Source organism: Methylosinus sp. H3A, assembly GCF_015709455.1.
Classification (GTDB): Bacteria; Pseudomonadota; Alphaproteobacteria; order Rhizobiales; family Beijerinckiaceae; genus Methylosinus.
The window spans coordinates 162,904-188,552 of record NZ_JADNQW010000003.1 but is presented as its reverse complement, the minus strand read 5'-3'; the positions used below and the strand labels follow the sequence as shown (position 1 = coordinate 188,552).

At 63.3% G+C, this 25,649-nt stretch carries 25 protein-coding genes; 19 read left to right on the top strand and 6 right to left on the bottom strand.

The window, feature by feature from the left end; all coding sequences use genetic code 11:
- Positions 1-360: 360 nt before the first annotated feature.
- The 3 genes from IY145_RS01755 to IY145_RS01745 are packed head-to-tail and all read right to left on the bottom strand — an operon-like array spanning position 361 to position 4,482.
- A complete protein-coding gene (locus tag IY145_RS01755; RefSeq protein ID WP_196406658.1) occupies positions 361-912 on the bottom strand; it encodes a hypothetical protein in 552 nt (183 codons plus the stop codon).
- Position 913: 1 nt separating this feature from the next.
- A complete protein-coding gene (locus tag IY145_RS01750; RefSeq protein ID WP_196406657.1) occupies positions 914-3,301 on the bottom strand; it encodes a DotA/TraY family protein in 2,388 nt (795 codons plus the stop codon).
- Between the two features lie 53 nt (positions 3,302-3,354).
- Positions 3,355-4,482, bottom strand: a complete 1,128-nt coding sequence (locus tag IY145_RS01745; RefSeq protein ID WP_196406656.1) for a hypothetical protein — start codon at positions 4,480-4,482, stop codon at positions 3,355-3,357.
- 312 nt (positions 4,483-4,794) lie between these two features.
- On the opposite strand from IY145_RS01745, the gene IY145_RS01740 reads away from it, so the two are divergent.
- The gene (locus IY145_RS01740; RefSeq protein WP_196406655.1) at positions 4,795-5,175 is read left to right on the top strand and encodes a hypothetical protein; all 381 of its coding nucleotides are present in this window, start codon (positions 4,795-4,797) and stop codon (positions 5,173-5,175) included.
- 314 nt (positions 5,176-5,489) lie between these two features.
- Here the strand turns inward: IY145_RS01740 and IY145_RS01735 are convergent, their stop codons facing one another.
- Together IY145_RS01735 and IY145_RS01730 are read right to left on the bottom strand one after the other, a co-directional pair.
- Positions 5,490-6,698 (bottom strand): hypothetical protein, encoded by a 1,209-nt coding sequence (locus IY145_RS01735; RefSeq protein WP_196406654.1) that lies wholly within the window; start codon positions 6,696-6,698, stop codon positions 5,490-5,492.
- A 12-nt stretch (positions 6,699-6,710) separates the two neighbouring features.
- On the bottom strand, positions 6,711-7,262 hold the full coding sequence (locus IY145_RS01730) for a hypothetical protein (RefSeq protein ID WP_196406653.1): 552 nt from the start codon (positions 7,260-7,262) through the stop codon (positions 6,711-6,713).
- A 2-nt stretch (positions 7,263-7,264) separates the two neighbouring features.
- Here IY145_RS01730 and IY145_RS01725 point away from each other — a divergent pair, with 2 nt between their 5' ends.
- From IY145_RS01725 to IY145_RS01680, 10 genes are all read left to right on the top strand, one after another.
- A complete protein-coding gene (locus tag IY145_RS01725; RefSeq protein ID WP_196406652.1) occupies positions 7,265-7,573 on the top strand; it encodes a hypothetical protein in 309 nt (102 codons plus the stop codon).
- 811 nt (positions 7,574-8,384) lie between these two features.
- Positions 8,385-8,834, top strand: a complete 450-nt coding sequence (locus IY145_RS01720; RefSeq protein WP_196406651.1) for a helix-turn-helix domain-containing protein — start codon at positions 8,385-8,387, stop codon at positions 8,832-8,834.
- A 73-nt stretch (positions 8,835-8,907) separates the two neighbouring features.
- Positions 8,908-10,233, top strand: coding sequence for a hypothetical protein (locus tag IY145_RS01715; protein WP_196406650.1), 1,326 nt, complete (start codon positions 8,908-8,910; stop codon positions 10,231-10,233).
- 295 nt (positions 10,234-10,528) lie between these two features.
- On the top strand, positions 10,529-11,155 hold the full coding sequence (locus IY145_RS01710) for a DotI/IcmL/TraM family protein (protein ID WP_196406649.1): 627 nt from the start codon (positions 10,529-10,531) through the stop codon (positions 11,153-11,155).
- A 16-nt stretch (positions 11,156-11,171) separates the two neighbouring features.
- Complete coding sequence (locus tag IY145_RS01705) at positions 11,172-12,128, top strand: DotH/IcmK family type IV secretion protein (protein ID WP_196406648.1); 957 nt, start codon at positions 11,172-11,174, stop codon at positions 12,126-12,128.
- Positions 12,129-13,463, top strand: a complete 1,335-nt coding sequence (locus tag IY145_RS01700; protein WP_196406647.1) for a DotG/IcmE/VirB10 family protein — start codon at positions 12,129-12,131, stop codon at positions 13,461-13,463.
- A gap of 9 nt (positions 13,464-13,472) precedes the next feature.
- Positions 13,473-14,900, top strand: a complete 1,428-nt coding sequence (locus tag IY145_RS01695; protein WP_196406646.1) for a hypothetical protein — start codon at positions 13,473-13,475, stop codon at positions 14,898-14,900.
- A gap of 39 nt (positions 14,901-14,939) precedes the next feature.
- Positions 14,940-15,476 (top strand): hypothetical protein, encoded by a 537-nt coding sequence (locus tag IY145_RS01690; RefSeq protein ID WP_196406645.1) that lies wholly within the window; start codon positions 14,940-14,942, stop codon positions 15,474-15,476.
- 94 nt (positions 15,477-15,570) lie between these two features.
- Entirely contained in the window at positions 15,571-15,921 is a 351-nt protein-coding gene (locus IY145_RS01685) for a hypothetical protein (RefSeq protein WP_196406644.1), read from the top strand.
- A 248-nt stretch (positions 15,922-16,169) separates the two neighbouring features.
- Positions 16,170-16,574 (top strand): hypothetical protein, encoded by a 405-nt coding sequence (locus tag IY145_RS01680; protein ID WP_409455278.1) that lies wholly within the window; start codon positions 16,170-16,172, stop codon positions 16,572-16,574.
- A gap of 286 nt (positions 16,575-16,860) precedes the next feature.
- On the opposite strand, the gene IY145_RS26120 is transcribed toward IY145_RS01680, so the two are convergent.
- On the bottom strand, positions 16,861-16,989 hold the full coding sequence (locus IY145_RS26120; RefSeq protein ID WP_281433654.1) for a hypothetical protein: 129 nt from the start codon (positions 16,987-16,989) through the stop codon (positions 16,861-16,863).
- A 328-nt stretch (positions 16,990-17,317) separates the two neighbouring features.
- On the opposite strand from IY145_RS26120, the gene IY145_RS01675 reads away from it, so the two are divergent.
- The 8 genes from IY145_RS01675 to IY145_RS01640 all read left to right on the top strand — a co-directional run bounded on the left by IY145_RS01675 (position 17,318) and on the right by IY145_RS01640 (position 25,644).
- Complete coding sequence (locus IY145_RS01675; protein ID WP_196406642.1) at positions 17,318-20,371, top strand: ATP-binding protein; 3,054 nt, start codon at positions 17,318-17,320, stop codon at positions 20,369-20,371.
- A gap of 337 nt (positions 20,372-20,708) precedes the next feature.
- Positions 20,709-21,176 carry a DotD/TraH family lipoprotein gene (locus IY145_RS01670; RefSeq protein ID WP_196406641.1) on the top strand — a complete coding sequence of 156 codons (468 nt, stop codon included), beginning with the start codon at positions 20,709-20,711 and terminating at the stop codon, positions 21,174-21,176.
- Positions 21,169-22,128 (top strand): type IV secretion system DotC family protein, encoded by a 960-nt coding sequence (locus IY145_RS01665; RefSeq protein WP_196406640.1) that lies wholly within the window; start codon positions 21,169-21,171, stop codon positions 22,126-22,128. Before IY145_RS01670 ends, IY145_RS01665 begins: the two co-directional genes overlap by 8 nt.
- A 151-nt stretch (positions 22,129-22,279) precedes the next feature.
- Positions 22,280-23,338, top strand: coding sequence for a type IV pilus twitching motility protein PilT (locus tag IY145_RS01660; RefSeq protein WP_246721675.1), 1,059 nt, complete (start codon positions 22,280-22,282; stop codon positions 23,336-23,338).
- Positions 23,338-23,586 (top strand): IcmT/TraK family protein, encoded by a 249-nt coding sequence (icmT, locus tag IY145_RS01655; protein WP_024882023.1) that lies wholly within the window; start codon positions 23,338-23,340, stop codon positions 23,584-23,586. The genes IY145_RS01660 and icmT overlap by 1 nt, the downstream gene beginning before the upstream one ends.
- Entirely contained in the window at positions 23,583-23,981 is a 399-nt protein-coding gene (locus IY145_RS01650; RefSeq protein ID WP_196406638.1) for a hypothetical protein, read from the top strand. The genes icmT and IY145_RS01650 overlap by 4 nt, the downstream gene beginning before the upstream one ends.
- On the top strand, positions 23,978-24,511 hold the full coding sequence (locus tag IY145_RS01645; protein ID WP_196406637.1) for a lytic transglycosylase domain-containing protein: 534 nt from the start codon (positions 23,978-23,980) through the stop codon (positions 24,509-24,511). The genes IY145_RS01650 and IY145_RS01645 overlap by 4 nt, the downstream gene beginning before the upstream one ends.
- On the top strand, positions 24,511-25,644 hold the full coding sequence (locus tag IY145_RS01640; protein WP_196406636.1) for a hypothetical protein: 1,134 nt from the start codon (positions 24,511-24,513) through the stop codon (positions 25,642-25,644). The genes IY145_RS01645 and IY145_RS01640 overlap by 1 nt, the downstream gene beginning before the upstream one ends.
- Positions 25,645-25,649: the final 5 nt, after the last annotated feature.

Here is a 25,649-nt window from a genome sequence, read left to right as displayed (position 1 = left end):
GGCGCGTTGCGGGAGCCCCCCGCGGCCCCGGTCGCCCAAGGCGCTGATTCGTAGTTGGGCCGCGTAGCCTGGGTGGAGGGTTCCACCGGCTTGACCACGGTTCCGTTCCTATCGATCACCGACGGCCGCCATGTGGCGTTGGCTTCGCCATAGGCGGCGTAGGGGTCGTAGAAGGGATGCCGGACGGTGGGGGCGCGAGGCGCGTCGTGATCGGCCGGGGCGTGGACATTTCCCGAGGAACACGCCGCGAGCGGGAAGGCGAGGCAAATCAGGGGAGGAAGAGATGTCGCATGATGGTCTCCTTTCGGGAGGCCGATCATGCGACGAGGCTGCGCGAATTTGGCGCCCTATCTCGGCGCGTCAATCATCGAGTGATTTCCAAAGATAGGCGATGCGCGGCCCCAGAGCATCGGGGCGGGAAAGGATCTCGCCTTTCGACCATGCGTCGAACATCTGGTACATTATCGACTTGAGCTCCGCATATTCCGGACGGCCCGCTTTGCCTTGCTCCGAGGCTTTGAGGAGGGTCAAAAGCGTTTCTTCCATGCCGCTTCTGAAATCCTGTGTCTTCAACAGCTTTCTGGAAGTCTCTTCGCCATGACTATCGGAGTTGGCCAGAGACTGTCGCAGGGATTCGTTTTCCGCGGCGAGCTGAGCGTTGCGCCTCCGCTCTTCATTGAGGAGGTCCATCCAGGCGTTGAAATCGTTGATATGGATCGAACGCCAGCCGGCGCGATACTCGGCGTCCTGCCGGGCGTTGAGATTGCGCAGGGCCGCTTGTTCGCCATTGCGAAAGCCACGCCTTTTGCCATCCTCAAGGCCATCGGCTTCACCACTCGAATAGCCGCTGGAACGGCCCGCCGCATACCAAAGGAGGCCACTCCCGGAGCCGGGTTCGTCGTCGTCACTCATCTCAGGCCTCCTTATTATGATCTCCGACGTCCGTTTGTGCGCTCAAGGTCGAGTCGACGTTACCGCCTTTCGCCGAGCTGTCAGCGGGACCAGTGATACCCTTCCGCGGAGAGGATAACGCTCGGGTCGAAGAGGACCCTACACCGTTTCCGCCACTTTGTCCCGACGAGTCAGACAACTGATTTCTCGCGTATCTGTTGATCGTTTTGATCGTTCCCTCGGTGCCTGTCCATGCGGCCGCCTTGCTGAACTCGTCCATGTCGACACGGTTCGCGGGCGAGAAGCCCAGCATCTTGGGCACATGATGCGGTATGAGCGAGATCAGTCCGAAGGCTTTGATCGCGACGACGATATGCAGCAAGACGAAAATCGCCAGCAGGACGACGAGCCCGATCAGATTGGTGACGAACCAGCCCTTTTCGAGAACGAAATGCACGGCGACTCCGAAGCTTATACGAATGAGCCAGGAGACCGACGAGAACACGAAATAGCCTGCGAAGAGCCCGAGGAGCATGAGGACCGGCCGGAACAGCACGTTGAAGAGCAGCTCATAGACCTGGATGGCGCGGCCATGCAGGCCCTCGCCTTCGAACGTCATATGCGCGACCATCATGAGCGGCACTGCAATGACCGCCTCGATCACCAGGATCAGATAGCCGGTCACGCCGGCGATCCACATCACCCAGGGGATCATCGGGAGGACATAGGCGATCATGATCCCGGGAATGAGAAGCGCCAGGAGACCGAAGAACAAGGGCGTCAACAGCGCCTTAAAGACATCGGATACCGTGGCGAGTCCGGCGGCGGCGAGCGCGCCTGCGAAATTGCCGGTGAGCAAAGAGAAGGCGGCCGCTCCCGTCTGGACGGTCCCGGACGACGCCGCGATCGCGAGCCCGTAGGCAGTCAGCGCCGCGGTCATGAGATATTGACCGAGCGTGATGAGCGAGCCGAACGGATCAGACCATTGGTTCGACGTCGGTGAGATGCTGTTCGCGATATAGTTCAAGAGAGGCTCGTTGAGATTGATCGAACGAAAAACCCGCTCGATCCACGAGCCGCCTTCGCGAGCGGCAGCGTTGCCGAATGTGTCGGCGTTGCCGGTCGGAGGATTGGCGCCGTCGGCGGTGTTCACATAGGTGCGCAACTGCGCGAGGAAGTTGTCGCTGGCTTGGATGAGCGGGGCGAGATCGGTCTTGAGCGCAGTGCTCCAGCCGCTGTAGCTCGGACCATTGACGATCGGTAGGTCGTTGAGCAGCGACAGCGTGCGCCCGTTCAATTGGGCGAAGGTCAGATAATAGGACCCGGCCGAAGCCCATCCGAGCGTCGACAAATCGGTCGTCGTATTGTTGATGAGACCGAGCTTCCCAGCGCGCGCGTCTTGCGGCTTGATGGCGTTCTGGAGCTGCTTCTGAATGTCGCTGGCCGCGGAGGTGAGCTGCTGCGTGTAATCTCGGGTCGCGTTCTGATAGGCGGCGAGCAGTGGGGTGAGCGCCGAGGTCTGCTTCGTCTGCCAATAACTTTTCGCGACGCTCTCGGCGACGGGACGAATATCCGATGTTATGACGTTCTGCAGAATTTCTTTCTGCTTGGCCGTCATGTCCGTGTTGACGCCGGCGATCGGCTGCTGCGCGCCGGAGGGCTGGTTGACCGTGATCGTGCCGCAGCTCGGCGAGCCCGTCTGATTGCCGGGGGACAATGAATAGGCCCAGGTGGTCGAGCCGGAAACGAGCGTCGGCGTCGGGGCCGGCGCGATTTGCGGATTGGCGGTCGCCTCGTTGACGAAGGCTCGGCAGAGCTCGTTCTCCAGGACGCCGAGCACGATATTCTTCGTGCCGGGGATGATCGGCGTGGCGATGACCATCGCATCCGGCCCCATGGCCTTGATCGCGAATTTGAAGAGCGATCCCGCCATACCGATGCCCCACATGGAAGTTTGGACGACGGCGGCCTGGCCGATCGAGAAGCCGGACGTTATCGGAAACATCATGATGGCGGCGAAGCCAATCCTCACGACGAACATCGAGGTCATCGAGTTGGTGAGCAGATTGCTGGTCTCGGCCGTGCGATAGATATTCCAGATGGTCAGATAGCACACGTAGAACATGCCGAGAGCCATGGAGAAGCCGGTGAACCGACCGAGCAGCTCGCCGATGACAGTGGCGGCCGAGCCGGTGCATGTCGCGGATTGCGCTCCGCCGTTGCAGCTGCTTCCGTTGATGGGGAAGACGGCTTTGATCACTTCCGCGGCCCAATCCTGACCGGGATCGAGCGCGGACCAGCTGACGTCGTAGTTTGGCGTCGTCGGCGCGGCGGATTGGGCGAGCGCCGGCGCGACATAAGCCAGGGCGATGAGGGCGATCGATAGGGTGGGAAAGATTCGGCGTGACATGATGTCCTCGCGTGTCGATTGGCCAAAGCGATTTCGGGTGGCGAAAGAGGCCGTCAGGGTCCCGGGCTCGGGGAGGGCCGCGCTTCGGGATCTCGGTGAAACACGGCTTTGATTTTTTCGAGCACTTTTTCGACGATCTCACGGGCCTTTTCGCCGAGGTGCTCCAGCATGCTACCGTCGCCCTCTTTCTTCGGAATAGAGGAAGCGGCTTCGCCGACGGCAGCGTCGAGCTTTTTGAAATGCTCGTTCCAGTTCGAAGCATTGGGATTTGAGGCAAGAGCCGAGATAATCGCTCCTCGGTCCTTACCGTATTGGATGAGCGCTTCGGCGGCTCGATCGTAAGCGGCACCGAATGCGTTATTCTGACCGATCGCAGCCTTCAATTCCTTGCGCAGCCCTTCGAACGGGCCTCCGGCCTTCATGCCCTCGAGCACGACATTCATGCCGCCCTTGTTGTTGGCGGCGGCGTCCTGGATACGATTAAGGATCGAGGCTCCCGGCGCGTCTCGAAGCGCGCCCATCGCATCGAGGGCCGCACACCCGGACGCATCGGCGGCGTGGAGCATCGAGTCGTTGCGTTTGGACTGCATGCGCGTGTTCTCGAAGTTCTGCAGGCGCCGCTGGACGTCTTCGGTGTTCGCCTGCTTCTCACGCGCCGATTGCTCGCGCGGCTGTTGAGCGCCAGGCTGCATTGCCGCTTGTGACGACGGCGTGGCGGCCTCCAGGATTCGCCCGATGGCGCTGGCGGAGCGCCCGACGGCCCCGAGCGCCTTCCCGAACACGCCGCCGACGACGAGCTTTTCCTGCACGAATTGCACTTCATGTTTCGTGGTGGGATCAGTCTCGTCCTCGTCCGGCGCTCCCGACGATGCCGGCGCTTTCGGCGCGTTGCTAGGCGTCGCCGGCGAGGCGGGTCGAGCGGCGGAGGCGGCAAGATTGCGGTCGTCATTGGCAGGCGTCGCGGGAGCCGGAGCGCCGCGCGAAGCAGGCGCTGGACCTTCGGATGACGGCGATTGCGAGGACTTCGCCTGTGCGTTCGGCGTGTCCTGGGCAGGCTCGGAAACAGTCGACGCGCGGGCCGTGGATGGAGGCGCAGCATCGAAGGCCGCGATCTCGATTTTGCTTCGATCCGGGGGCGAGGGGGGTGTATTCGCGGCTTCGTCCGCCGGCTTGTCGCGCAAGGTTACGCTCGGATCTGCCGGCGCAGCGAAAGCCGCTACATTACGCGGAGATCCTTCGGCGGTCGCGGGTCGCGTCGATGCTCCCTCGGACTCCGATTGCGGTGCGGCGTCGCTCGGAGCACGATCGAAATTCGCTGGCCAGGAGCCGGCCGTCGGATCATCTAAGGCGTCGATCGCCGCCTGCCTCGAAGTGCCGAGCCGAGTTTCGACGGTCGGTTCCGGTCCGTTCGCCGGAGGACCGGCAGACGAGACAGCGGAGACAGGAGGCTGCGCGGTCGGGCGTTCGACGTCGATCGGCGGATTGGCGATCGATTGCGCGACGGCCTCTCGGCGTGGGGCCTCCAGCACCTCGAAGGACAGGGCGAATATTTCGCCCTGGACTGCCTTCGTCGTCTGGTTCGATTTGGCGGCGATTTCCGCCGCCTTATCGCGAAGCCGCTGGACCAGATCGGGGTCGTCGAGCGTTTGGGTCTTTTGAAGAAGACTGCGCATCTGCTCGTTTTTGAGCCCAGGGCTCGACGCCGCCAGTTGCGTGAGCTGGTCGCGAAGGTCCCTGTCCACGCGCAACGGTTCGACGAGTTTTTCGGTGTCTTCGAGAGCATAGGCGAGATCCGTCTTGAATTTTGGATCGCGGAGCCGCTCGATCGGATTGTCCATGAACGCGTCGCCAACGCGATCGATGCGAGCGGCTAGCTGCGGATCCCGCGCTTCGATCCGCGGCCGCTGTTCCTCCAGCACGGCGAGCAGCCCGGCTGTCGCCATATAGTCACGGGCGCGGGTCAGCTCTTCGCCGATCGCCTTGCGCTCGCGCGGGTTCATTGCGCCGTTCAGCTCGGCGCGCAGCTCCTCGACATGTTGCGCGTTGGGCGCATCGACGCGCCGGTCGTCAGAAGCAGAGGTCGGATCGGGCTTGGGGGGAGAATTCTCGGGTTCGGTAGGCATGGGATGCTAGCCTCGTGGAACAGAGAAATGGAGAAGAATTTGTTGCGGTGGAGAGCATGGGTCGATCAGTTGGAGAGGTTCGGGGTCGGCAGCTCGACGGCGGGCTTCAGAGTTTGAAGGTCGCGTTCGGCGACAGCGGCGAGCGTCGTCGCGTTGACGCTCGCGTTCTTCATCGCCATCCGGTAGTTCTCCAGGAGCAGATAATTGGTGACGGCGAGCTCATTGGCGATCTCGCGTTCGACCGCGGCGGGCGTCATGCTCTGCAGCTGCGCCGCCCAATTGACGTCGCTGTAGCGGCGATGCACGTCGAGTTGCAGCGCCTGCACCCAGGAGCCGGTGTCGACGGCCGTAAGACCTTCGTTCTGCATCTGCTGCTTCTGCGCGGCATTGAGCGGGATCGACGGCGATTGAGCGGCGAGGACTTCGTTGAGAACGCTACGCGCCAGCGAGATGCGCGACTCGTATTGACGGCGCCGGACCGACGCCTCCTTGGCGACCAGCGACGTCATTTGCCCGCCGCGCTGCGCCGTCGGCACGATGGGTTGGATCAGATTGGTGACGTAATCATTGGCGGAATTGACGCCGTCCTGGCCGTCATAGGTGCCTGTGCCGAACAGCGAAGAGGCACGCTGATCGGCATTTTCACGTTGCGACGTGCTACAAAGGCCCGCAGCGGCTTCGTCCGCCGAGCAATATCGTGAATAGTGAAGCATATTGATCGCCTCGACGGCTTGCGAGGCTCCATAATAGGAAGGCGTGCCCTTTGCCGCTTCGCCGCGCTGGTCGGCGACGATCTGGATCGCACTGGCGACTTTCCACGATTGGCCCGCTCCGACAGTGATGGTCTGTCCGTTGTCGAGATGGGCGCAATGCAATGGGCTGACGACATGCTCGTCGCGGATCACGGCGTTTCGCTTATCGCGCTCGAACCGCGCCATAGCGGTGTTCGACGCGTCGGCGATCTGTCGTTGGGCAGAGACCTGCGCCTTCGAGTAATTGGCGTTTTGGGTAAAGCCCTGGCGAAGCAATGTCGTGACGTCGCCATAGGTGCTGGAGCCGAGCAAGCTCGCGAGAGGACCACTCAGACCCAACTGGCTCGTGATCGTGTTCAAGAAATTGTTGGCTTGGTCCTGAAGCTTTTGCAGCGCCTGCTGAACAGCGATCGACGTCGCATCCAAGACAGCCAATTGCGCACTTGCGGGTGACGCGCCGAAGACGATCGCGCCGAGAACGACGCCGGTCGTCGCGGAAAGAAGATGAGAGGTTTTGTTCATTGAAATTGCTCCTCACCAAAGGCCGATCGAGTTGGGAAGCGTGTATCCGGTCGGCGCACGACCGGAGCCGTTGACATAGAGACTGCCGCTCCCACCGGCCCCACCGATTCCGATGTAGCCCATGGGCGGCCCTCCGCCGCCGAAGCTCAGCTTCGGGCAGGAAAGACCGCCGCCGAGACTTCCGCCGAAGTTGAACGCGCCGAGATTGAAGCCGCTGAGCGTGATGCCGCACTGAGCGCTGCCGAGCGCCTTCTTCCAGGCGTTGGTCACGGCGTTGCAGAGCTGGCCTTCGATCGCGTTGAATAAGTTCGTCGGGTCCAGGAGATTGACCACGACATTGAGGCCGACGCCCTTCAAGATATTGTCGAGACAGGTCAGCGATTTGACGGTCTGGGGCGGTGCAATGTCCTTGTCGTCCGCGGCGATGCGCGCGGCGGCCGCGCTGGCGGCCTGTTGGTAGAGCGTCCCGCACGCGCCTGCGGAACCGGACGGCGGCGCGGTTTGCGCCAGAGCGGCAGTGGAAAGGGCAATCGAAAAGGTTGCCGAGATGATCGTTCGTCTCATCGATGAAGTTTCCTTTGATTGGTTTTGTCTCGATGGCGCTCCATCGCGCAGAGGGCGAGAGAGCGGATGCGAATGTGGGCGATGATGCGTCGGAGCAGCGCATGCCTGCTCGCAAATCGCGTCGCTCTACAGATTGCCTCGGTGGCGTCTCCCGCCTCGAGCGCGAAGAGAGCGGCGAGTATCACCTGCCGGTCGGGCTTATCGGGTTCGGTCAACCAATCGAGCATGCGCAGGAGGCGTTCGCTCCCGAGCTGCGCGAGCACGGACTGGAACAAGGTTCGAGCCGGATCGGTTCGAATGCATTGCGCTAGGCCTGGCGGGTCGAGCGACGCGGCGTCGTCGAGGGCGACGCCGAGAGCGACGACCGCCGACTCGATCGTAGGGTCCAACTCCGCGCGTCGAGCCGCGTCGGGCAGCTCGCTCATGAGATCTAGCTGGCTCGGGTGGAGCCAGCCGCCAATGTCCATTGTGACGAGATCGGGCATTCGGCCTCCTTTTCCGCTTGACGACAGAGTCGAAGCGTTGTGCGCGAATAACGAGCCGAATTATCTAGGGGTGACGGAAACGATGTTCTGGCGAACGACCGCACGAAGGCCGAGCGGACGAACGGCCTCGCGGAGCACGCTCGGCCATGGTCGACCGCCGCGCCAATCGACGAGGGCGCCGCGATCGTCCTCGCGGGCGAACCTGACCTTGACCGGAGACGGGACGATTTGCCGTATTGCGAAGGAGAGCGGGATACGATTTCCAAAGCCGCGGGCGCGGGGGGGCTTCAGCTCCCTGCGGGTCTTCTGCCCTTTCGCCACGAGTTTGGGGGGAGCGGAAGCCGCCGTCGCGGGCGGGGTGTCGCCTTTTTCGGACTGCAGCATCGCAAAATCGGCGTTGACCGGGACGGGCATACATAAAAGAGAAGGATTGGCAGGATCGTCGTGGCTCGCATAGCGTATGACTCCAGTGTGAGCCACGAAGCGTGCTATCGGTCTGCGCGAATGACGACGGAAATCGAAATGTAGAATTCAATCGAATCGAATTGGATCGCTATGAGGGGAAAGCTCGCGCCGATGGGGCGGCTGAATATGCTCAGTCGCGGCGCGCGGGCCTGAAAAGCTGGGGAAGATGAGTATGACCAAAAAAAAGGAAGTCAAAGAGCCAGTGGACGAAAAGCTAGGGTCCGATCCGTTCCTGGTGGAAATTGGCCGTCGCATCAAAAAATTGAGAGTTGATGCGGGAATGACGCAAGAGCATCTCGGAAATGTTGCAGGTGTGAGCTCCGCGTACATATATCTCACGGAGCGCGGACGACAGAATATGACGCTGAGTGTTTTCCGGCGGATCGCCGCCGGTCTAAAGGCGCCGATCGAGGATTTGCTTTCGGACGCCGAGCTGCAAGCTGCGCCGACGGATCGGTCCGTTCACCAGTTGGTGCATGTGGTCGATAAGCTGAATGAGTTCATGAATACCCGCAACGAACAAGACAAGGCGCTTACCAAAGAGGTTGAGAAAGTGGCTGCATCTCACGAACAGCTCATGAAATTTCTCAAAGATGGATCGAAAGGGAAGCCGCCTCGATAACCGGACCCGTATTTTAGGTTGACATTCCATAACGCATGAGTAGCCTGCTTCGGCACGAACCGGAGCAGACACCATGCTCGATTGCGATCGTCATTCATTTGAAACCACCCTTTTCAAAGCCACGCCCAACGAGGCGGGATTGCTTTTGGCGCTTTTGGGCCGAGAATTGGCCAGCGCCGAAGGCCTCATCGAAGGCATGTTGCGCGCCGGTCTCGGCGTCGACGCCATCGCAGCCTATTTGGGCAGTACGCGAACAACCATCCTCGACGAAATCTCGGACCGTGGGATTCCCATCGGCCTGGATCAGCTCGAAAAGCCATTCCGACCACGCAAGAACGCATGGTCGCTGATGGATCACACGCTGTTCATCGTCGGATGGACCTGTGGCGTCCATGTCCCGGCATTGGCCGAATTTCTCGGGCGTTCCGCGGGTTCGCTCTATGGAAAGCGGCGCCGCATCGGCTTGCCCACGCGACGTGTGCCGAAGACGGATGGTAGTCGGAAGTCCAAGCGGCCAAAGAAACCCGCCGCCGCAACGGCGACGACGCGCGACGCGGCCTCCGCGCTTGCGACGGGAAAACGGAGGCGAACGCATCGTCAGCCGTCCCCCGAAACATTCGCAACGCCGACGTTGCATGAGACACCGGAAACGCTGCAGACAGCGCCGAACGTCTCATCGACGCCTATGGTTTGCCCCGTGGCGGAAGCGGCGGCGACAACGCAGGAAGCGCCGACGACGCAAGTGGAACCGGCGGACCCGTCGCTCGCCACGCCTCCTTCCGATCGCCCCACCCAATCGCAAAAGGAAGCGTCGCTCGTCGACGCCAAAGTGAAAAAGCCGCGTACTCCGCGGCAAGCGAAGCCGTCGACATTGTCCGCCGAGACGCAACCCGAGTGGCATGCGGCGGTCGAGGATTTCATGGCGAGGCTACTGCCCACCAATGTGGACACGGTGCGCCATTACGGCACGAAGAATTACGTCATCACGGCCATCGCGATCCTCGGCGGAATGAGCAAGCCCGCAATCCAAGAAGCGGCAGGGTTCGGCCGTTCGTGCGTAGGCAGCCACGTCGAGCGGCTGCATCTCAGCTCGAAAAGCGCGAAAAGCCTCACCTTCGATCGGCAGCGATACGAGGACGCGATGAAAGTGCTTACTCCGAAGGCTGACGGCGCGACGCGACGCTTGATATTCCATGCGCCCGGAGATTATCGAATCTCCATCGTGGCGAAGCGCAACGAGAAGAGACGAAATGCGACGACAGGCAAGAGCGCGCAGCTCGTCGCGGCCGCCGCGCAAAAGCGGAAAGACGATGCGTGGGCGGCCGGCATCGAGATTCGACGGGGCGTGAGCCTGCGCGCCATGAAATGCCTGTCGAAGCCCTTCGACTTCACGATATAGACTTCGTCTGCGACAGCATTCCGACAAAGCTGACTTCACTTGTACGCACGCTTCTGCGCGAACGGCGAGCGCTGCGCGTGAGCCGATGTGCGCGGGTGTGCACGTCGCACGATTCGCAGAGTGAGCGAATGTCGTTCGACCGCGACGGTCGCGACGCAGCCCGTCGTGACGCCTCGTCATTTCGCGCGCTTCGCGAAAGAAGGCGAGCGTAGCGCTTCGATAATTTGTCGCTTCATATTCGCACGCACCCTCTCGATGATCGTCGACGTCGAATCTATTCGAGAGGGATGGCTTCATGCAAAACGAACACGCCGCGATCAATCGCCGATTGTCCGATCCGGATTTTCAGGCGTCTCTTCTATCCAAGACCATCGGCCTGGCTATCGGATCGTCGCTGCTGGCGACGGTCTTCGCGGTCCATGACGCGTATCTGTGGACGCATCCGCCGACCCCGAAATATTTTGTGATCGACGGAAGGAAAACGCGCGAGGTCACTGCGCTGGACACGCCGATCGTCGACGACGCGCAGCTGCTCGATTGGTCGACGCGCGCCGCGCTCGCTCCCTACAACATCAACTACAATGATTATCCGCAGCAGCTTTCCGCTGCGAGTCGAAGATTCTCCAAACGCGGCTGGAACAGTTTCGCCACCAGCGTCGTGGACACCAAGAATTTCGACACGATGAAGCGGTCGATGCTGCTCTGCTATGCGCAGGCGCAGCGCGCCGCCGTCATCAGCGAAGTCGCCACGATCGCGGGAGCGCTCGCTTACCGCATCCAAGTTCCGATCGTTCAGACCTGCCAGAACAGCCAGCAGAACATCACGCAAAATCTCGTGATCAAAGCGCTCGTCACGAGAACGAACGACGAGGATCGATTGGACGGCTTGGAGATCGACGAGCTCGTGGCGGTTCGCCAATAGCAATGAGGACGAAAAGATGCTGAACAAACGCATATTATGCGGCGCCGCAGTCGTCCTGTTGGCGACTGTTTCGCACGGTCTGGCGCAGCAATCGGCGAGCATTCCTGGAGCCGCGGACGGCGGCGGCGTGCAGGCGTCGGGAACGGCTGATCGAGCCGCGAACATCATTCCTCTGACGCCCGGAATGATCCGGGATCTGGGCAAGCGCTTCGGGGACAACAAGCGCGCGCAGGAACAGGCGACGACGGAGTTCGCGGCGCCTGCCAGCCGGCGCGTCAATGTGTCCTTCGCACCGGGGCAGGCGGTCAACATCATCCAGACCGTCAAGGGTTATCCGACTGCGATCTCCTTCTTCGACCGCACCGGCGAGCCATGGCCGATCCAATGGGACACGAATAGCAATCCGGCCGCTGTGACGGATGGCGGGAATTGCAACACAGGGCAGAACGCCAGCGGCCCCGCGGTCGCCGCCACGGGCTTTTACGTCTGCACGCCTGCCAAGGGATCGAACGTCCTGGAGATCACGCCGATGTCGCTACAGCCGCGCGGCGGACTCGTGGTGACGCTGCAGGGCGCGCCGAAGCCGATCAGCTTCCTGTTGATCGGCGGGGGCGCTCGCTACGACGCCGATATCTCGATCCAGGTGGCGGAGCGCGGCCCGAACGCGAAGGCGGGGACTGTTCGCGCGAGCGCGCCCGACACGGCGGCGCCGTTCCTCACCGCCATGCTGGACGGCGTTCCGCCCGCGGAGGCGACGCCAATGTCGGTTCGAGGCGTCTCTCCTGACGAGCTGCGCGCGTGGCGGCTCGGCGATCGCGTCTATCTGCGCACGCGTCTCACCTTGATCTCCCCGGAATGGACGGCGTCGGAGGCCGCCGAAGGGGGCCTCACCGTCTACCAGCTTCCCGCGACGCCGGTCGTGCTGCTCTCTCATCAGGGACGCACCGTTTCGGCCTCTTTGACGGAGGATTGAATGTCCGACCTATTTTCCAAGATCCCGCTGCTGTCGCAGCTTCGCGAGTTCAACCGAGGCGGGCGGGGCGGCCCGGCTCGGATCGTCACGATCGCCGTGGTCGGCGTGTCGATGACCGCGCTTCTCATCGGCGTTTCGTCGATCTCGCATCCGGCTCTCCCCGAGTCGTCGGTCGCCAAAATGCCGGAGGTCGACCCGCTGCCGGGCGGCATGCACAGCAATCCGGCGCAGGACGCGCTGCTGAAGCGACATGCGCAGAGCCAAGCGGACAAAGCGCTCGCGTCTGGGGCGTCCTATACGCCGCCCCTGCCTGCCGCGGCGCCCCTGCGGCTCGTCGATCGGCGCGAGCCCGAGGAGGTCGCCGTGTCCGAGCCTCCGCCCGAGCCGGCAGTGGTCCCGATACCAGAGCCGGCGCCGATCTACGTCCCGCCCGAAAGACCACAAGAGGAAGCGCGCGTCGAACAGGTCGCCGCCAACGAGCCCCCGAGCCCGAGCACGAACGCGAACGCGAACGGGGGAGCGAACGAGGAGCAATTCCGGCAGGCGGTGGGCGATCTGTTCAAGCAGTGGGAAGGACGGCCGCCGCGCACGGATCTGGTGTTGGCGCCGGCGACGGATGTCCGAGACGATCTCGCGCCGGGGCAGGGCAACCGCGTCGAGCCGCGGGCGACGAGCACGCGCTCGGCGCCGCCGGCGCAACAACAGCAACGCGCGGCGGAAAACGTCTTGGTCCCGGCAGGGCGCGGCGTCTACGCCCATACGGTGCTCTCGGTCAATTCCGACACGGGAGGACCGATCGTCCTGCAGGCGGACACGGGACCGCTGGCGGGAGACCGAATGATCGGGACCTTCTCCAAGAACCAGGCGGTCGGCGCGTTGTTCGGCGACACCGAGCGGCTCGTTGTCCGGATCAATTCCGTCGAGCACCACGGTCAGACGATCAACGTGCAAGGCCTGGTGATCGCGCCGGACAGCATGGAGACCGCCGTCGCGACCAGCGTCGATCAGCACTACATCGAACGCTTCGCCCTGCCGACGGCGGCGGCTTTCGTCGCCGGTCTCGGACAGGCCATCGCGCTATCGAACTCGACGATCGGCTACACGCCGTACGGCGGCATGATCCAGAGCTACGGCAAGCTGGATTTCCGACAGCAGGCTGGCATCGCCGGCGGCGCGGCGGCTGCACAAATCGGACAGACGCTGCAACAGCAAACGCCGAAGGGCGCGACCGTCTTTCTCGCCGCCAATGCGGGCGTCGGCGTCATCTTCTTGTCCAATGTCGCCGCACCGCCAGAAACGGCGAGCGTCGATCCCGCGAGTCTCAACACGAAGTAGGAGAAGACCATGAGCGATGTCGCCGCCAATCTGCATTTCGTCGAACGCGACGAAGACAAAGGGCTTGCGCTTGGCCTACCGGAGTCGGACGCCGAGACGGCGCCGAACAAGCCCTCGTCCGAGGAGGACAAGGGTTCTGACAAGCAAACGCTGGCCGCGTCGATCGCGACCAGCTTCGCGCGCATCCGCACGGAATTCCTCGGTCCCCGAGGAAAGCCTATCGCCGCCGCGGCGAAGGAGGAGCCGCCTTTCTCGGGAACGGGCGCGGACACGGACGCCGATCCGAACGCCCCGTTCGTCGCCGAGACCGATCCGGCTCCGCGAGCCGCAGAAAAGAAGGCGCGGACGAACCTCTTCGATCCGTTCGAACGCTATAAGCTCGCGACTTCTGTTTCTCTCGCGGCTCTCGGCGTCGCGACCATCGCCGCAGTCGCTCTTTTGCCGAATAGCGGAGCCTTCGAGGGCGGGGTGACGGAGAAAGGCGTCGACGCCGGGCTCATGGCTCCGGCGTCGAAGCTCGCTGCAGTGCCGCTGAACGAACGCGTCGAGCGCACCTTGGAAATGCCGGCGGCGTCGCCCCCTCAGAAGATCGCAGAGGAGGTCCAGGCGTTCTGGAGCCCCGAAAAAGAAAAGGACCGTGAGAACCGAAAGCCCCTCGCCGGCGCCGCGCCCGCTCCGGTGTCGGCGGAGGTCGTCGGAGAGGTCGGCGTAAGACCCGCGACGGCGGCTCCCGAGGCGCCGAAAGTCGCGCCGGCCGTCGCCGCAAAGGCGGCGGCTGCGCCCGCCTCGACGTCGCCCGCCCCGATCGCGACGGTCGCTGTGGCGCCGGCCTCCACGGGCGAGCCCTCCGCCAAGGTGAGAGAGGAAGGGATCAAGCGCGTCGCGTCATTGCCGCCGGACTCGCCCGTCAAGGCGGAAGAGAAGCAGCTGGAGATGGAAACGAGGCTGTTCGGCATGATCACCGAGCTCTCGACATTGGTGCGACGCACCAGGGAGGAAATCGCCACTCTGCAGGACAGCGACAAGAGAACGGCGCGCGCCATCGAGGCGAAGCTGAACGATTTCGAGCGCCGGCTGAACCTCGGCGAGGCCCAACGCTCGCTCGACGCGGCGAAAGCCACTCCGACATCGCCGCCGGAACAAGCGAGCCCCCCCGTCGCGCCCCCGGCCACGCGGCCGGCCGCGATGAAGGGCGTCGTCCCGGCGTCCTTGTCGACGAAGAACGAGCCCGACACTCCCACTCCGCCCGCCCGATATCGTGTGCAGGCGGCGTCGCCGGGACTCGCCATGTTGGCCGAGCTCGATCGTAGTGGCGACGAAATCGCGCCGCTGCAAATCGGGATCGGAGCGCATGTGCCGGGCTATGGGCGCGTCACCAAGATCAGCCAGCGCGGGACCGAATGGGTCGTGCAGACGGAGAAGGGGCCGATCCGCTGAGCGGGTCGGCGTCCCGGCATTCGGTAGAAGGGGGCTGACGTGCAAGGATTGGTCAATTTCGCAGGAGAGATCGGCAACGCGATCGCGATTCTGTTGCCGACCTTTTGTTATCTGACAGCGCTCGCGCTGTTCATGTCGGCCGGATGGGGATTCTGGACACAATCACAGAGCCACAATCCCTATCGCGGCCGTCCCTGGGTTCCGTTCGTGGCGCTCGTCCTCTCGGGCGCCTTCGCGTCGTTTCCGTCGATTCTGACGATGGCGAACAATACGGCCGGAACCAATCTGCAAGTGTCGATCGGGGCGATGACGAGCTACACGGCGCCGACGGTCAATGGGAATCTGTTGGGACAAACTCCTGGCGACTCCGTCGTCAATATCGTGACGCTGTTCCAGGGGTTCTTCCAGGCCGTCGGCGCGATGTCCTGCTTCTTTGCGATGCTGACCTGGAATGCGGTGATCGCGGGCCGCAGCAATCGTAGCCCCGGCGGTTGTGGCGTGCAGTTCATGTTCGGGATCATGCTCATCAATGTCGTGACCATCGCGACATGGCTGGTTTCCGTGTTTCGAACGTGAACCGTCGAGGGCGTCCGTCGATTTGCATTCGCGTTCCAGCGCACCGACGCAGACCCCTTTGATCCAAAACGCTCTCCAGCGCGGAGAAAACATCATGCAGATTGTCGAGAAGCTGAAGCAGCTTCCAATCGTGATCACCTTGGTCGGTTGGGCGTTGTTCTATTCGTGGTTGTTTTCGATGGCGGGTCTCGGATTGTCGGCATCGACTGTCTTCGACCTCGCCGAGAAGCAAGCGCTCGCGGAACGATTCGCCACAGCGATGGGGCTCTATTTCGGGCTGGCGGCGCTGGTGAGCTGCGCCGTCTATCTTTGGGCCATAGCCCGTTGGGCGCGGCTATTTCTCATCAACGCCGGACGATACGGGCTGGCCGATATCGCAATGGTTCCGGCGGTCGGCGTCGGCCTCGCCGGAATGAGCATGCTTCTCCTCGCAGGCCCGCAATGAGGCGGTTCCTCCATCGCCTCGTGGCGCCCGCAACAACCATGTACGAGAAGGTCGCGAAGGGTTTGTTTTGGGGGATCGCGATGAACCCCGGCGTGTGGCTGTTCGTGAGCGCCCATCTCTGCGCTCGGCAGCGATAGGCTCACAAAAATATTTTTCGGCGTACAAACGCGACGCTCGATATTCGCACAGCTTCGCCCGAAACTTTTTTTCGAGGGCGTGAGGCGCTCTCTCAATCGAAGGAGATGAACTTGCAGACCATCGCCAAAATCAAATCCCATGTGTCGTCGTTGCTCGCCGGCGCGGCGCTCTCCGTTTCTCTCGGAGCGACGAGCGCCTTTGCTCAGGCCGCCGGCCAGACGCTCGGCTCGCAGGTGCAGAGCATTTCGAAGGAGTTCTCGACCGCCGGCGGCTTCGCCGGCTCGACCGCTATGTATGTCGCCGCTCTGGTGACCTTCGTCGCCGGCGTCTGGTTCCTGTGGCAGTCGCGTCAGCCGGAAAATCGCGAGAGCGGGAAAGTCGCCGCCGGTCTCACGGGTCTCGTGCTGACCGGTCTGTTCGTCGCCGGCGGCTCGTGGATCCAGAAGGCCTCCTACACGACCACTGGCGCGGGCGCGAAAGTGACCGACCAGGCCGGCGTCATCACCTTCCAGTGATGCCCAATGCTCTCCTGTTCCTCGCCGGCGTGACGCGGCGAGGCGCAGGGGACAATCGGCCCTCGCCGGTGGTTCGGTCGCAAAGCCGAAGACCGGCGAGGGCGCATCAGTTTTTGAAGATCGGCGCGGCGCGATGCTCACTCTTTCACTATCGGCAACGAGCCATAGCAAACGGCCCGCTTTCGCGGCAGCGCAGCCGCGCGCACGAGAATTCGCCGATCGCTGCCCGCATTGTGGATGCGAGATCACGAACTGGAGCGAAGGGCGATCGGAAGCTACCGATGGGTCATTTGGCTGCGCGCTGTGCTGCCTCGCTCAAAATCTCGAACGCCCCGAAATCGATCGCGAGGCCATCCTGATCTGGGCGCCGGAATTCACGCAGGGCGCCGTCAATGCGCTCGTGCATCGCGTGCATTCGTCTTTCGCGAGACACGAGAAACCCGTGTCGTGGCCTCTCGATCCCCTTCCCGCGAACAGTCCTGGCGATCTGTTCGCCGCCGGCTCGGCCTATGCCGCCCTCGTCGAGCGCAGTGTGATCGCGAAGCAGCGCCTCGGCACGTCTTCACCGCGCGATCTCGCCGAAGCTCTGTCGTTCGTATCGCAGAATTCCTACGCCCGTCGCCACGAGCTGCTCGGCGGCGCGCGCTTGCTATCGCTCGGACGCTTTTTTTGTCGACGGCTGCGACATTTATCCGCGCTTGCTCGTCAAGGAGAGGCTCGCTTCGATTTTGAGGAGATAGATAATGCTCCATTGGATATCTCGTGGGCTCGCCGCAATGTCGTTGATAGCGAAGCAGCCCCTCACCAGCTTTTGCGATATCGAAGCCGCGCATGGCGACGCGCTCGTCACCAAGCAAGGCGACTATGTGAGCTTCCTTCGTCTCGGCGGCATGCGCCGCATGTCGACGCGGGCCGATATCGATCGCTTGGCCAACGCCATGCGCATCGACATCTCGGGAACGCTGGAGAATAGGGGACATGCGATCGTCGGATGGTACGCCTCCGATCCCGATCTCGCGGCCGTCGAAATCGAGCGCGTCAACATGTCGGCCTGCCGGGAGATCGCCAAGGAAATCGGGCTGGAGCTGGGCGATATTTTCGAGGAACGCAAAAAGCTCTGGACCGGCATGATGCGCTGGGAGGCGGCGTATTTCATCTTGTGGACGCGCGCGACGACGCTCACCAAGGAAGAGCGCAAGCAGATGAAGGAGGAGCAGGCGGCGCTGGCCAAGAAATGCCCGAACATCGGCGACGCTCAGAAATACTATTTGCGCAGCGACGTCATGGCGGCGCGACACAGCGGCTTCGTCTCGCGCGTCGTGTCGTCGTTGAAAGGGCTCGACGTCGCCGCGACGGAAATCTCGGCCCATGATGCTCTGGTGGTCGCGCGCGAGGCCATGTATCGCGAGACGGTCGGTTCCGCCTGGCGTCCGACCCTGGTCGGAGACGCCTTTCGCCCGCGCTGGCCGGATGAGAAGGATGAGCGTCCGATCCTGGAAACGCTGATGTGGCCGGCGATCCGCGATTTCTTCTTCGACTCCGACGCCGTCGTCCATGACGGGCAAAGGGTGGAGATCGGCCTCTATGATTATGGCTGCGTCGATATGACGATGGGGCCGGAGGACCCGCGGCCGTTCGTCGAGCTGTCGTCGCGGCTCGGGCAGGATCGCGTCCCTTGGCGCGTCTCCTTCTTGATCGAGGGCGGCGGCAATTCGGACATGCTCCTGAAGAGCGCCGGCGCGCAGTTCTTGTGGATGTTCCCCGGCAATCGGGACATCACCCGCGCCTTCGAGCTTTTGAAGCGCGAGCGCGAAAACAACAACCATATCGCGGTGCGCCTGCGGGCGTCCTTTGCGACCTGGGCTCCGTTCGGAGAAGTGGGCAAGCTGCGGCTACGACTGTCGACGCTGAAGCAGCGACTCGAGGCTTGGGGAAATTGCCGGGGCACGACCGTCATCGGCGATCCGCTCGAAGGCGTCATGAGCAGCGTGCCGGGACTGGCGCTGGCGTCCACGGCGCCGCCATCGGTGGCGCTGATCGGAGACGTGCTGGCGATGCTGCCTTGGGGACGAACGGCGTCCCCTTGGGACCGAGGCAGCGTGCTGTTCCGCCAGCCGAATGGGGCGATGTGGCCCTATGACCCGTCCGGCGGCTCGAAGCGGCCGCAGGTGCTCGACACATTCGTCGCGCCGCCCCGTTCGGGAAAATCGGTGCTGGCCAATACGATCAACCTCGGCCTCTGCCTCAGCTCCGTCGCGCTCGGCGCGGTCGGGGCGAAGCTGCCGCTAATCGGCAAGGTCGATATCGGGGATTCGGCGGAAGGCTTCGTGCTTCTCATTCAAGAAGCCCTGGGACCACAGCGCCGGCACGAGGCGATCTACACGCGCATGCAATTCGCACCGGGCTTCGAGTTCAACGTCTTCGACCTGCAGGTCGGCTGCGCATATCCGCTGCCGCTCGAAAAGGCTTTCTTGCAGAATTTTCTCGCGCTGATCACGCTGCCGCCGGATCAGAGCACGCCCTTCGAAGGCATGACCCAGATGATCGGCATCGTGATCGACGAAGCCTATCGGCTCTGCACCGATGTTCCGGGGGCGTCGCCCAAGCGCTATCGGCGCGGGGTCGAGCCTCACATCGATGCAGCGATCGAACAACACGGCATCGAATTGCATCATGACGAGCCGCATTGGCGAGACGTGGTGCAGGCCCTATGCGCGGTCGGAAATTATCGTCTCGCCGAAGTGGCGCAACGGCACTCCGTCCCTGTGTTGGAGGATCTGGTCGGAGCCGCGAGAACCGACCAGGTCAAGGACATGTTCGGCAAGCTCACCATCGCCATGACGGCGGAGCAGGCCTCGGACCTCTTCGAACGCTATATCTACGATGTCATTCGCAAGTTTCCGACTTTGAACAGCCCGACGCGGCTCGATTTCGGAGCGGCGCGGATCATCGTCATGGATCTCGCGGAAGTCGCGCCGACCGGCTCGGCGGCGGCCAATCGCCAGACCGAGATGATGTATATGCTGGCGCGCCACATCATCGCGCGCAATTTCTTCCTGAAGCCGGATTACCTGCCATTCGTGCCAGCAGAGGCGCGCGGCTTCCACCAACCCCGCTTCCAGGAAATCTACGAGTCGGTGAAGCGACTCGACTATGACGAATGGCATCGCACGCAAGGCAGTCCGCAGGTCCGCGCGCAAGCCGAGCTCGATGTGCGCGAAGGCCCCAAGCACAATGTTCAGCTCGGCTTTGCCAGTCAGCGCTTGAGCGACATGGGCGACGCGATTGTCAGCCAATCGACGGGACGCTTCGTGCTGCGGGCCGGCGACGACGCGGAAGCCGAAGAGATTGTGCAGCGCTTCAATCTCTCCGAAGCGAGCGCCGACATCGTCCGCCACCGCCTTCATGGACCCGGTCCCGCCGGCGCGCCGTTCCTGGTGGTGCTGCATGCGGACAACGCCAAATATGAGCAGATGCTCGTCAACACGCTCGGGCCGATCGAGCTGTGGGCGCTGTCGACGACCCCTGGCGATAGAGCGCTGCGCAATCGTCTCTACGACCGCATCGGGTTTCGAGAGGCGCTGCGTCGTCTCGCGAGAATATTTCCGGGCGGATCGGCGGAAAAAGAGATCGAGGAACGCAAGGCCAAGCGCATGCGGCGGGGCGAGCTCGACACGCGCGCGGAAACCGGCGTCGTCGACGAATTGGCGAACGAGCTGGCCGATGCGCGCGGGATCGGCGCGAAGCTCCGATATGAAAATAGCGGCTCGGAGTTCTCCGCGATGGCGGCTCATTAGATATCAGCTCTTCGCTCTCGTCCGCGGGGGCGTTTGAAATTCGCGCAGAGCAGGGGAATCGTTTCGGCCTGATTTCGTGATCGAGGAGCGTCGCCATGCCCAGCTTTCGCATCCAGCTTCGTCCTAACGGCGTCGTCATGTTCGGCTCGGGGACGCGCGACGTCGCTCGAATGGAGCATCGCCGCGCCCTCGATCTCGATAACGCCGAATCGGTCGCGAACGCCGAAGAGGCCGAACTTCGTCGCCTCATCAAAGGTCGAGACAAGCGGCCGAGACTTCATCGTCATTCGCGCCGACGCCGAATAGCGTGATCGCGCAAAAATATGGAGCAGATCACATGAGCGCCAACCATCCATGTCGCGTTCTCGTCCTACTACTGGCGTCGAGCATTCTGGGCGGCTGCGCGCATGATGTTGCGACGACGGTCGACGTCGCGGGCATGCCGAATGCGGAGATCGCCCTTCAACGAAGCGTCGACCATGTCGACAAGGAGATGGGCGAGATCGGTCGAATGCGCCCGGCTCCGCGTCAAGGCTCTGCCGTCGTGCCTGCCGAGCTGCAAAAAATCGTCGCCTTCGAATGGGAAGGACCGATCGAAGGCGCGGTGAAAAAGCTCGCCGGCGAGATCGGATACGACGTCGTCGTCGACTCTGCGTTCAATGTTCAGTCGGTGTCGATCGGCATCAAATCCGGCCCCCGGCGCGTCTACGAAATTTTCCAGGCCATCGGCAGCGCCGCGGGAGACCGCGCGACCGTGCAGGTCGATGCGCAGCATCATCGCATCGAGGTGATCTATCATGTCTAAAGTCACGCTCCGTAAACTCGTCTCGACATTCCTGGCCTCGACCCTTCTCGCTTCCTCGGCTTTCGCCGAAGGGATCAAGGTCTATCCTGTCCCTCCGGCTCCTTCGCCCGCGGAGATCGACGCGGCGGCTCATGTTCTCGGCAATCCGCTGAACAAGCCGATCACCGGAGCGTCGCAGGAGCCTGCGGTCGTCGGAGGCGAACGTCCGCCGTCCCTCGAGGCGCTGCAGGCGGTGCGCGCTGGGCGGGGCGATCCTGGGCTCGGGCTGGAGCCGGGACGAGAGGACACGCTGTATCAGGCGGCGCTGAGCTTCGGGGCGCAAGGCGGCCTGGCGGCGCGATCTTTCGCGATCAACGATATGCTGCGGCGCTATGAGCCGACGCTCGACAAGAGCTATGATTTCGGCTCCGTGGTGCTGCCGCTCGGCGGCGGCCGGACCCTGCTGCGCCCGCCAGTCGTGACCCAGGGACAGCTCGCCTTCGCGCTCGGCGAGAATGCGCAGGTCGCCCGGGAGACGGACTGCGTCTATCAGATTACGCGCGAAGCGCAGCTCGCCTCCGCCCCGCCGAATTGGCGCGCCTATCTCGTGCGCAATTGGAAAGCGCCGACGCGGCCCCATGACGCCGTGCTTCCACGCACCGAGCAGGAAGCCGCCTATTGGAACAAATGGGTCGCCGAAGGGTGGGCGCAGGGCGAGAAGCAGGCGGTCGAAATATTCCTGTCCGACCTCGGTCGCTTGCAGCGCGATATCGTCGGCATGGCGCGGTACCGGGTGCTGCTGCGCGCTGGACTGGTCGAGCATCCGAAGGTCGCCTTCCAGAATAGCGTCGTCAACGGCGGCCGCGACGAGCTGCGCGCCGGCGATCGGATCGTCCGCATTACCGGTCAGCCCGGCCTGCAGGCCGATGCGCGGCGCTGGGCGTCCAAGCGCCACGGCCCCTGCCCGAGGTGAGAGCGGGATGAGAGCAGCTCGACGAACACCGCGCACTCGGGGAGGGAGAGACGTGACGCTTCATGATTTAGCGACGGACGCGTCGGCTGATGAAACGTGGGATAGCGCCGGTCTTTCCTGGGTGGCGGACCCGAGAAAGAGCGCGCCCGGCTTGGATTCACTGCTCACCTGGGCCTATCGCTCGGGAGCGTCGAAAGTCTCGTTTCAGACGGGGCACTGCCCTCGGCTGAGGATCTACAGCCGCAATCGCAGGGTCGGCGACACGACGGTCGATGAGGCGGAGATCGCACAGATCGTCAATCATCTCTATGGCGCCGACGGCATGGCGCATATGCAGGGCGGCGGCGAGCTCGATACGACCTATGAGATCGCCTTGAGCCGCACCGAGCGGCTTCGCTACCGGCTCAACGTCACGTCGACGCGCGGCAGCCGGAGGTCCGTCAATATCGTGCTGCGTCCGATCCCCGGATTGCCGCCATCCCTGGAGGTGCAGCTCGTCGAGCCCGGCATCATGGAGGCGTTCCGCCCGCGAAACGGCATGGTCATCGTGTCGGGCGGCACGGGCTCGGGAAAGTCCACGCTGATCGCCGGTATGACGGTCGCCAAACTTTTCGACCCGAACGGGCACTATGACATAATCGAAGGAGCCGCCCCGGTCGAGTTTTTGCTCGATCGCGTCAAGAGCCCGAACTCGACGATCAATCAGAGCGAGATTCCCCGCGATCTTCCGACTTTCGAACAGTTCATTCGTGGCTGCATGCGACGCGAGCCGACAGACATCATCGTCGGTGAGTGCCGCGATTCGGTGACGATGAGCGCGGCCATTCAGGCGGCGATCTCCGGCCATGCTCTGACCACGACGATCCATGCCAATGACGTCGCGCTGACGATGCAGCGCATCGCGAGCCTCTGCCCATTGGCCGAGCGCGAGAATTTGATCAGCGCCGTCGCGCAATCGCTGCGGCTCGTCGTCAATCAGAGGCTGACGCGGTCCCTGGACGGGAAGCGCACGGCGCTGCGAGAGTTCCTGGCGTTCGATCGAAAGCTGCGCACTCGCTTTCTGGAAACGGATCCGGCGCAATGGCCGGGCCTGACGCGCCGCGCCATCGAGGAGCAGGGACAGTCTTTTGCGCAGGCGATCGACAAGGCCTTGCAGGATGGCCGCATCAGCGAGGAAACGGCGGCCCGCGAATTGAGGGAGGAAGGCTGATGTGGCGGAACACCGCTCTGCCGACGCGGATATTGTTTCTGGACGGGCGAGCCTGCCTGCCCCTGCTGGTCTTCGTCGTCTATTGGAGCTGGCTCACTTTCTACATAGCGATCGGCGGCATGACCTTTTTCATTGTCGTCAGCTGGGCGGGCCTCACGGTTTCGTCGGTCTTGCGGCTGCTGCGGCGCATGCTGATCGGGCCGATCCGAACCGCCGTTCCGACCTGGAAGCGCAGGAGGGCGGCATGATCCTGGATATAGGGGATGTCGAGGCTGTGCTCGAGAAGCTTCTACGTAAAGGCGGGCAGCCGGTGCTGTTCGAGGGCGTGACCGTACCATTCGACAGCGCAGCCGCGGCGGATGGATTGCTGCCGCTGTTCCTGCTGACGGGCGAAGCCTTGTGGCGCGAGGTCAAGGGCGAGGGCTTCGGACTTACGACGCAGCCCGACGAAGGGGCTCTCCTCGGCTATCGCCTCGCCGTGATCGACGCCGGATCCTTCACAATGGCGATGTTGGCGACGATGGAGGCGATATCGCAGGCCTGCGGGCCGAACGGGGTCGAGGTGGAGAAGCTCGGCGACGTCTGGTCGGCGTCGAACGAACGCTTCGAGGCCGACCAGCGAGGGAAGGAACAGCGGCAATGAGACGGTTTTTCGCAATTCTCGCTAGCTCCATGGTCGCGATCAGCGGACCGGCGCGTGCCGCCGATGATCTGGCGAAAGGCGCCTACGTCAAGGAGTGCATCGACGCGGCCTCGAAGACGCATTCGATCCCCGCCGAGATTCTCTTGATCCTTCTGAATGTCGAGAATGGGCGGCTCGGAAAAGTGAGCCAGAACACCAACGACACTGTCGACATCGGACCGATGCAGGTGAACCAGATTTGGGTGCCGAAGCTCGCGGAACATTGGCGCGCGTCGCGAGAGGCGACCTATCGCGCTCTTCGCGACGAATTCTGCGCCAATGTCGAAGGCGGGGCGTGGATCCTGCGGCAGGCGCTCGACGAGGCGGATGGCGATCTCTGGGAAGGGATCGGGCTCTATCATTCGCACAATGAACGACACAAGGCCACCTATCGCCGCCTGGTCCTGGCGCAGGGCCGGCGTCTGCAGCGGCAGGCCGCCGGCGAGATTGCCTCGGCCGACAAAGGCGCCGTCACCGTTGGAGCGAGGTGATGTCGGTTTCGCACTCGTCACAGGGCAATGTGAGCGACGGCGCCGCCTTTTTGATGAGCGTCGCCGTCTTCATCGTCGGCGTCGGCTTCGGCGGCTGGTATCTCTGGGAGGAGCAGCACGCGGCGATCAGCGCGATCGTCATGCAGGGCCTGCACGGCCAGATGACATTTATCCATCTGTTCACGGATCGCTACGACGTCGCCGACGCCCAGCTTCTCGCGACAAATCCCGCGACGGTGAAATTTCCGCAGCTGCTGCGCCTCGCCCGCGAGGTCGGGCGCTTCTTTCTCCTGCCCTCGATCGGCGTCGTTCTGGCTCTCGCCACCGTTTGCGCCAGCCGCGCCGGGGCGAAGCGCTTTTCCCGGCCGCTCGATCTCGAAGCTTTGATGCGCGAGCAGCTGCGATCGTTTCGGACGCCGGCCGCCTTCGTGCGCAGACGGCTGGGGCTCGTCGATGTCGAGCCGGGCAAGCCGCGTCCCGCCGATCGGGCGTTGACCCGCGCCGAATGGATCGGGCGCTGGGCGACAGACGACAAGGGCGCTTTCAATGAGGCCGCGGCGCGGGCCGAGCTCATGCGTCAGCTCGGCTCGGTCCGCGGCAAGCCGGGAGACGCGGCGCCGCATGTCCGTTGCATCCTGGCGGCGTTTTCGCTGCATCGGGCGCAGCGCCGCGACGAAGCGCAGCGCTATCTGGGCGATCTCTCGTCGGCGCTGGGGCCGATCGGCAAGGAAGGCCGAACAGGTCCCGATCGCGCGCTCCTTTTTCCGACCGCCCTGATCGAGCGCGCGGATCAATGGTTGGGCGAACGAGATTTGCGCCAGCCACTGGTCAAGACGATGGCGGCGCATGGCTTCACCACCCCCGCGACTATGAGCGTTCTCCTCGCCGCGCGGGCGGAAGGCGGCGTTCTGCCGCCGGCGCAGTTCAACTTCCTGAAGCTCGTCGATCGGCGGCTCTGGTACGCGCTGCACTCATTGGGCTACCCGGCGGACATGTTCGACCCTCTTCTCCACGCGACGCCGCTCGTCGAAGCGATCGGGGCGCGCGACCATTGGGCGGCCGAATTGATCGCGGGCGCGCCCTTGCGCGGCGCCTCGATCGACAATGCGCTCGCGGCGGTTCGGAAGGTCTGATGCGC

Excerpts from the sequence above, each read along its gene's own strand:
- IY145_RS01755 (WP_196406658.1), bottom strand. The coding sequence starts at position 912 with ATGAGTGACGACGACGAACCCGGCTCCGGGAGTGGCCTCCTTTGGTAT.
- IY145_RS01750 (WP_196406657.1), bottom strand. The coding sequence starts at position 3,301 with ATGTCACGCCGAATCTTTCCCACCCTATCGATCGCCCTCATCGCCCTG.
- IY145_RS01735 (WP_196406654.1), bottom strand. The coding sequence starts at position 6,698 with ATGAACAAAACCTCTCATCTTCTTTCCGCGACGACCGGCGTCGTTCTC.
- IY145_RS01730 (WP_196406653.1), bottom strand. The coding sequence starts at position 7,262 with ATGAGACGAACGATCATCTCGGCAACCTTTTCGATTGCCCTTTCCACT.
- IY145_RS01725 (WP_196406652.1), top strand. The coding sequence starts at position 7,265 with ATGAAGTTTCCTTTGATTGGTTTTGTCTCGATGGCGCTCCATCGCGCA.
- IY145_RS01720 (WP_196406651.1), top strand. The coding sequence starts at position 8,385 with ATGACCAAAAAAAAGGAAGTCAAAGAGCCAGTGGACGAAAAGCTAGGG.
- IY145_RS01715 (WP_196406650.1), top strand. The coding sequence starts at position 8,908 with ATGCTCGATTGCGATCGTCATTCATTTGAAACCACCCTTTTCAAAGCC.
- IY145_RS01710 (WP_196406649.1), top strand. The coding sequence starts at position 10,529 with ATGCAAAACGAACACGCCGCGATCAATCGCCGATTGTCCGATCCGGAT.
- IY145_RS01705 (WP_196406648.1), top strand. The coding sequence starts at position 11,172 with ATGCTGAACAAACGCATATTATGCGGCGCCGCAGTCGTCCTGTTGGCG.
- IY145_RS01700 (WP_196406647.1), top strand. The coding sequence starts at position 12,129 with ATGTCCGACCTATTTTCCAAGATCCCGCTGCTGTCGCAGCTTCGCGAG.
- IY145_RS01695 (WP_196406646.1), top strand. The coding sequence starts at position 13,473 with ATGAGCGATGTCGCCGCCAATCTGCATTTCGTCGAACGCGACGAAGAC.
- IY145_RS01685 (WP_196406644.1), top strand. The coding sequence starts at position 15,571 with ATGCAGATTGTCGAGAAGCTGAAGCAGCTTCCAATCGTGATCACCTTG.
- IY145_RS26120 (WP_281433654.1), bottom strand. The coding sequence starts at position 16,989 with ATGCACGCGATGCACGAGCGCATTGACGGCGCCCTGCGTGAATTCCGG.
- IY145_RS01675 (WP_196406642.1), top strand. The coding sequence starts at position 17,318 with ATGCTCCATTGGATATCTCGTGGGCTCGCCGCAATGTCGTTGATAGCG.
- IY145_RS01670 (WP_196406641.1), top strand. The coding sequence starts at position 20,709 with ATGAGCGCCAACCATCCATGTCGCGTTCTCGTCCTACTACTGGCGTCG.
- IY145_RS01665 (WP_196406640.1), top strand. The coding sequence starts at position 21,169 with ATGTCTAAAGTCACGCTCCGTAAACTCGTCTCGACATTCCTGGCCTCG.
- icmT (WP_024882023.1), top strand. The coding sequence starts at position 23,338 with ATGTGGCGGAACACCGCTCTGCCGACGCGGATATTGTTTCTGGACGGG.
- IY145_RS01650 (WP_196406638.1), top strand. The coding sequence starts at position 23,583 with ATGATCCTGGATATAGGGGATGTCGAGGCTGTGCTCGAGAAGCTTCTA.
- IY145_RS01645 (WP_196406637.1), top strand. The coding sequence starts at position 23,978 with ATGAGACGGTTTTTCGCAATTCTCGCTAGCTCCATGGTCGCGATCAGC.
- IY145_RS01640 (WP_196406636.1), top strand. The coding sequence starts at position 24,511 with ATGTCGGTTTCGCACTCGTCACAGGGCAATGTGAGCGACGGCGCCGCC.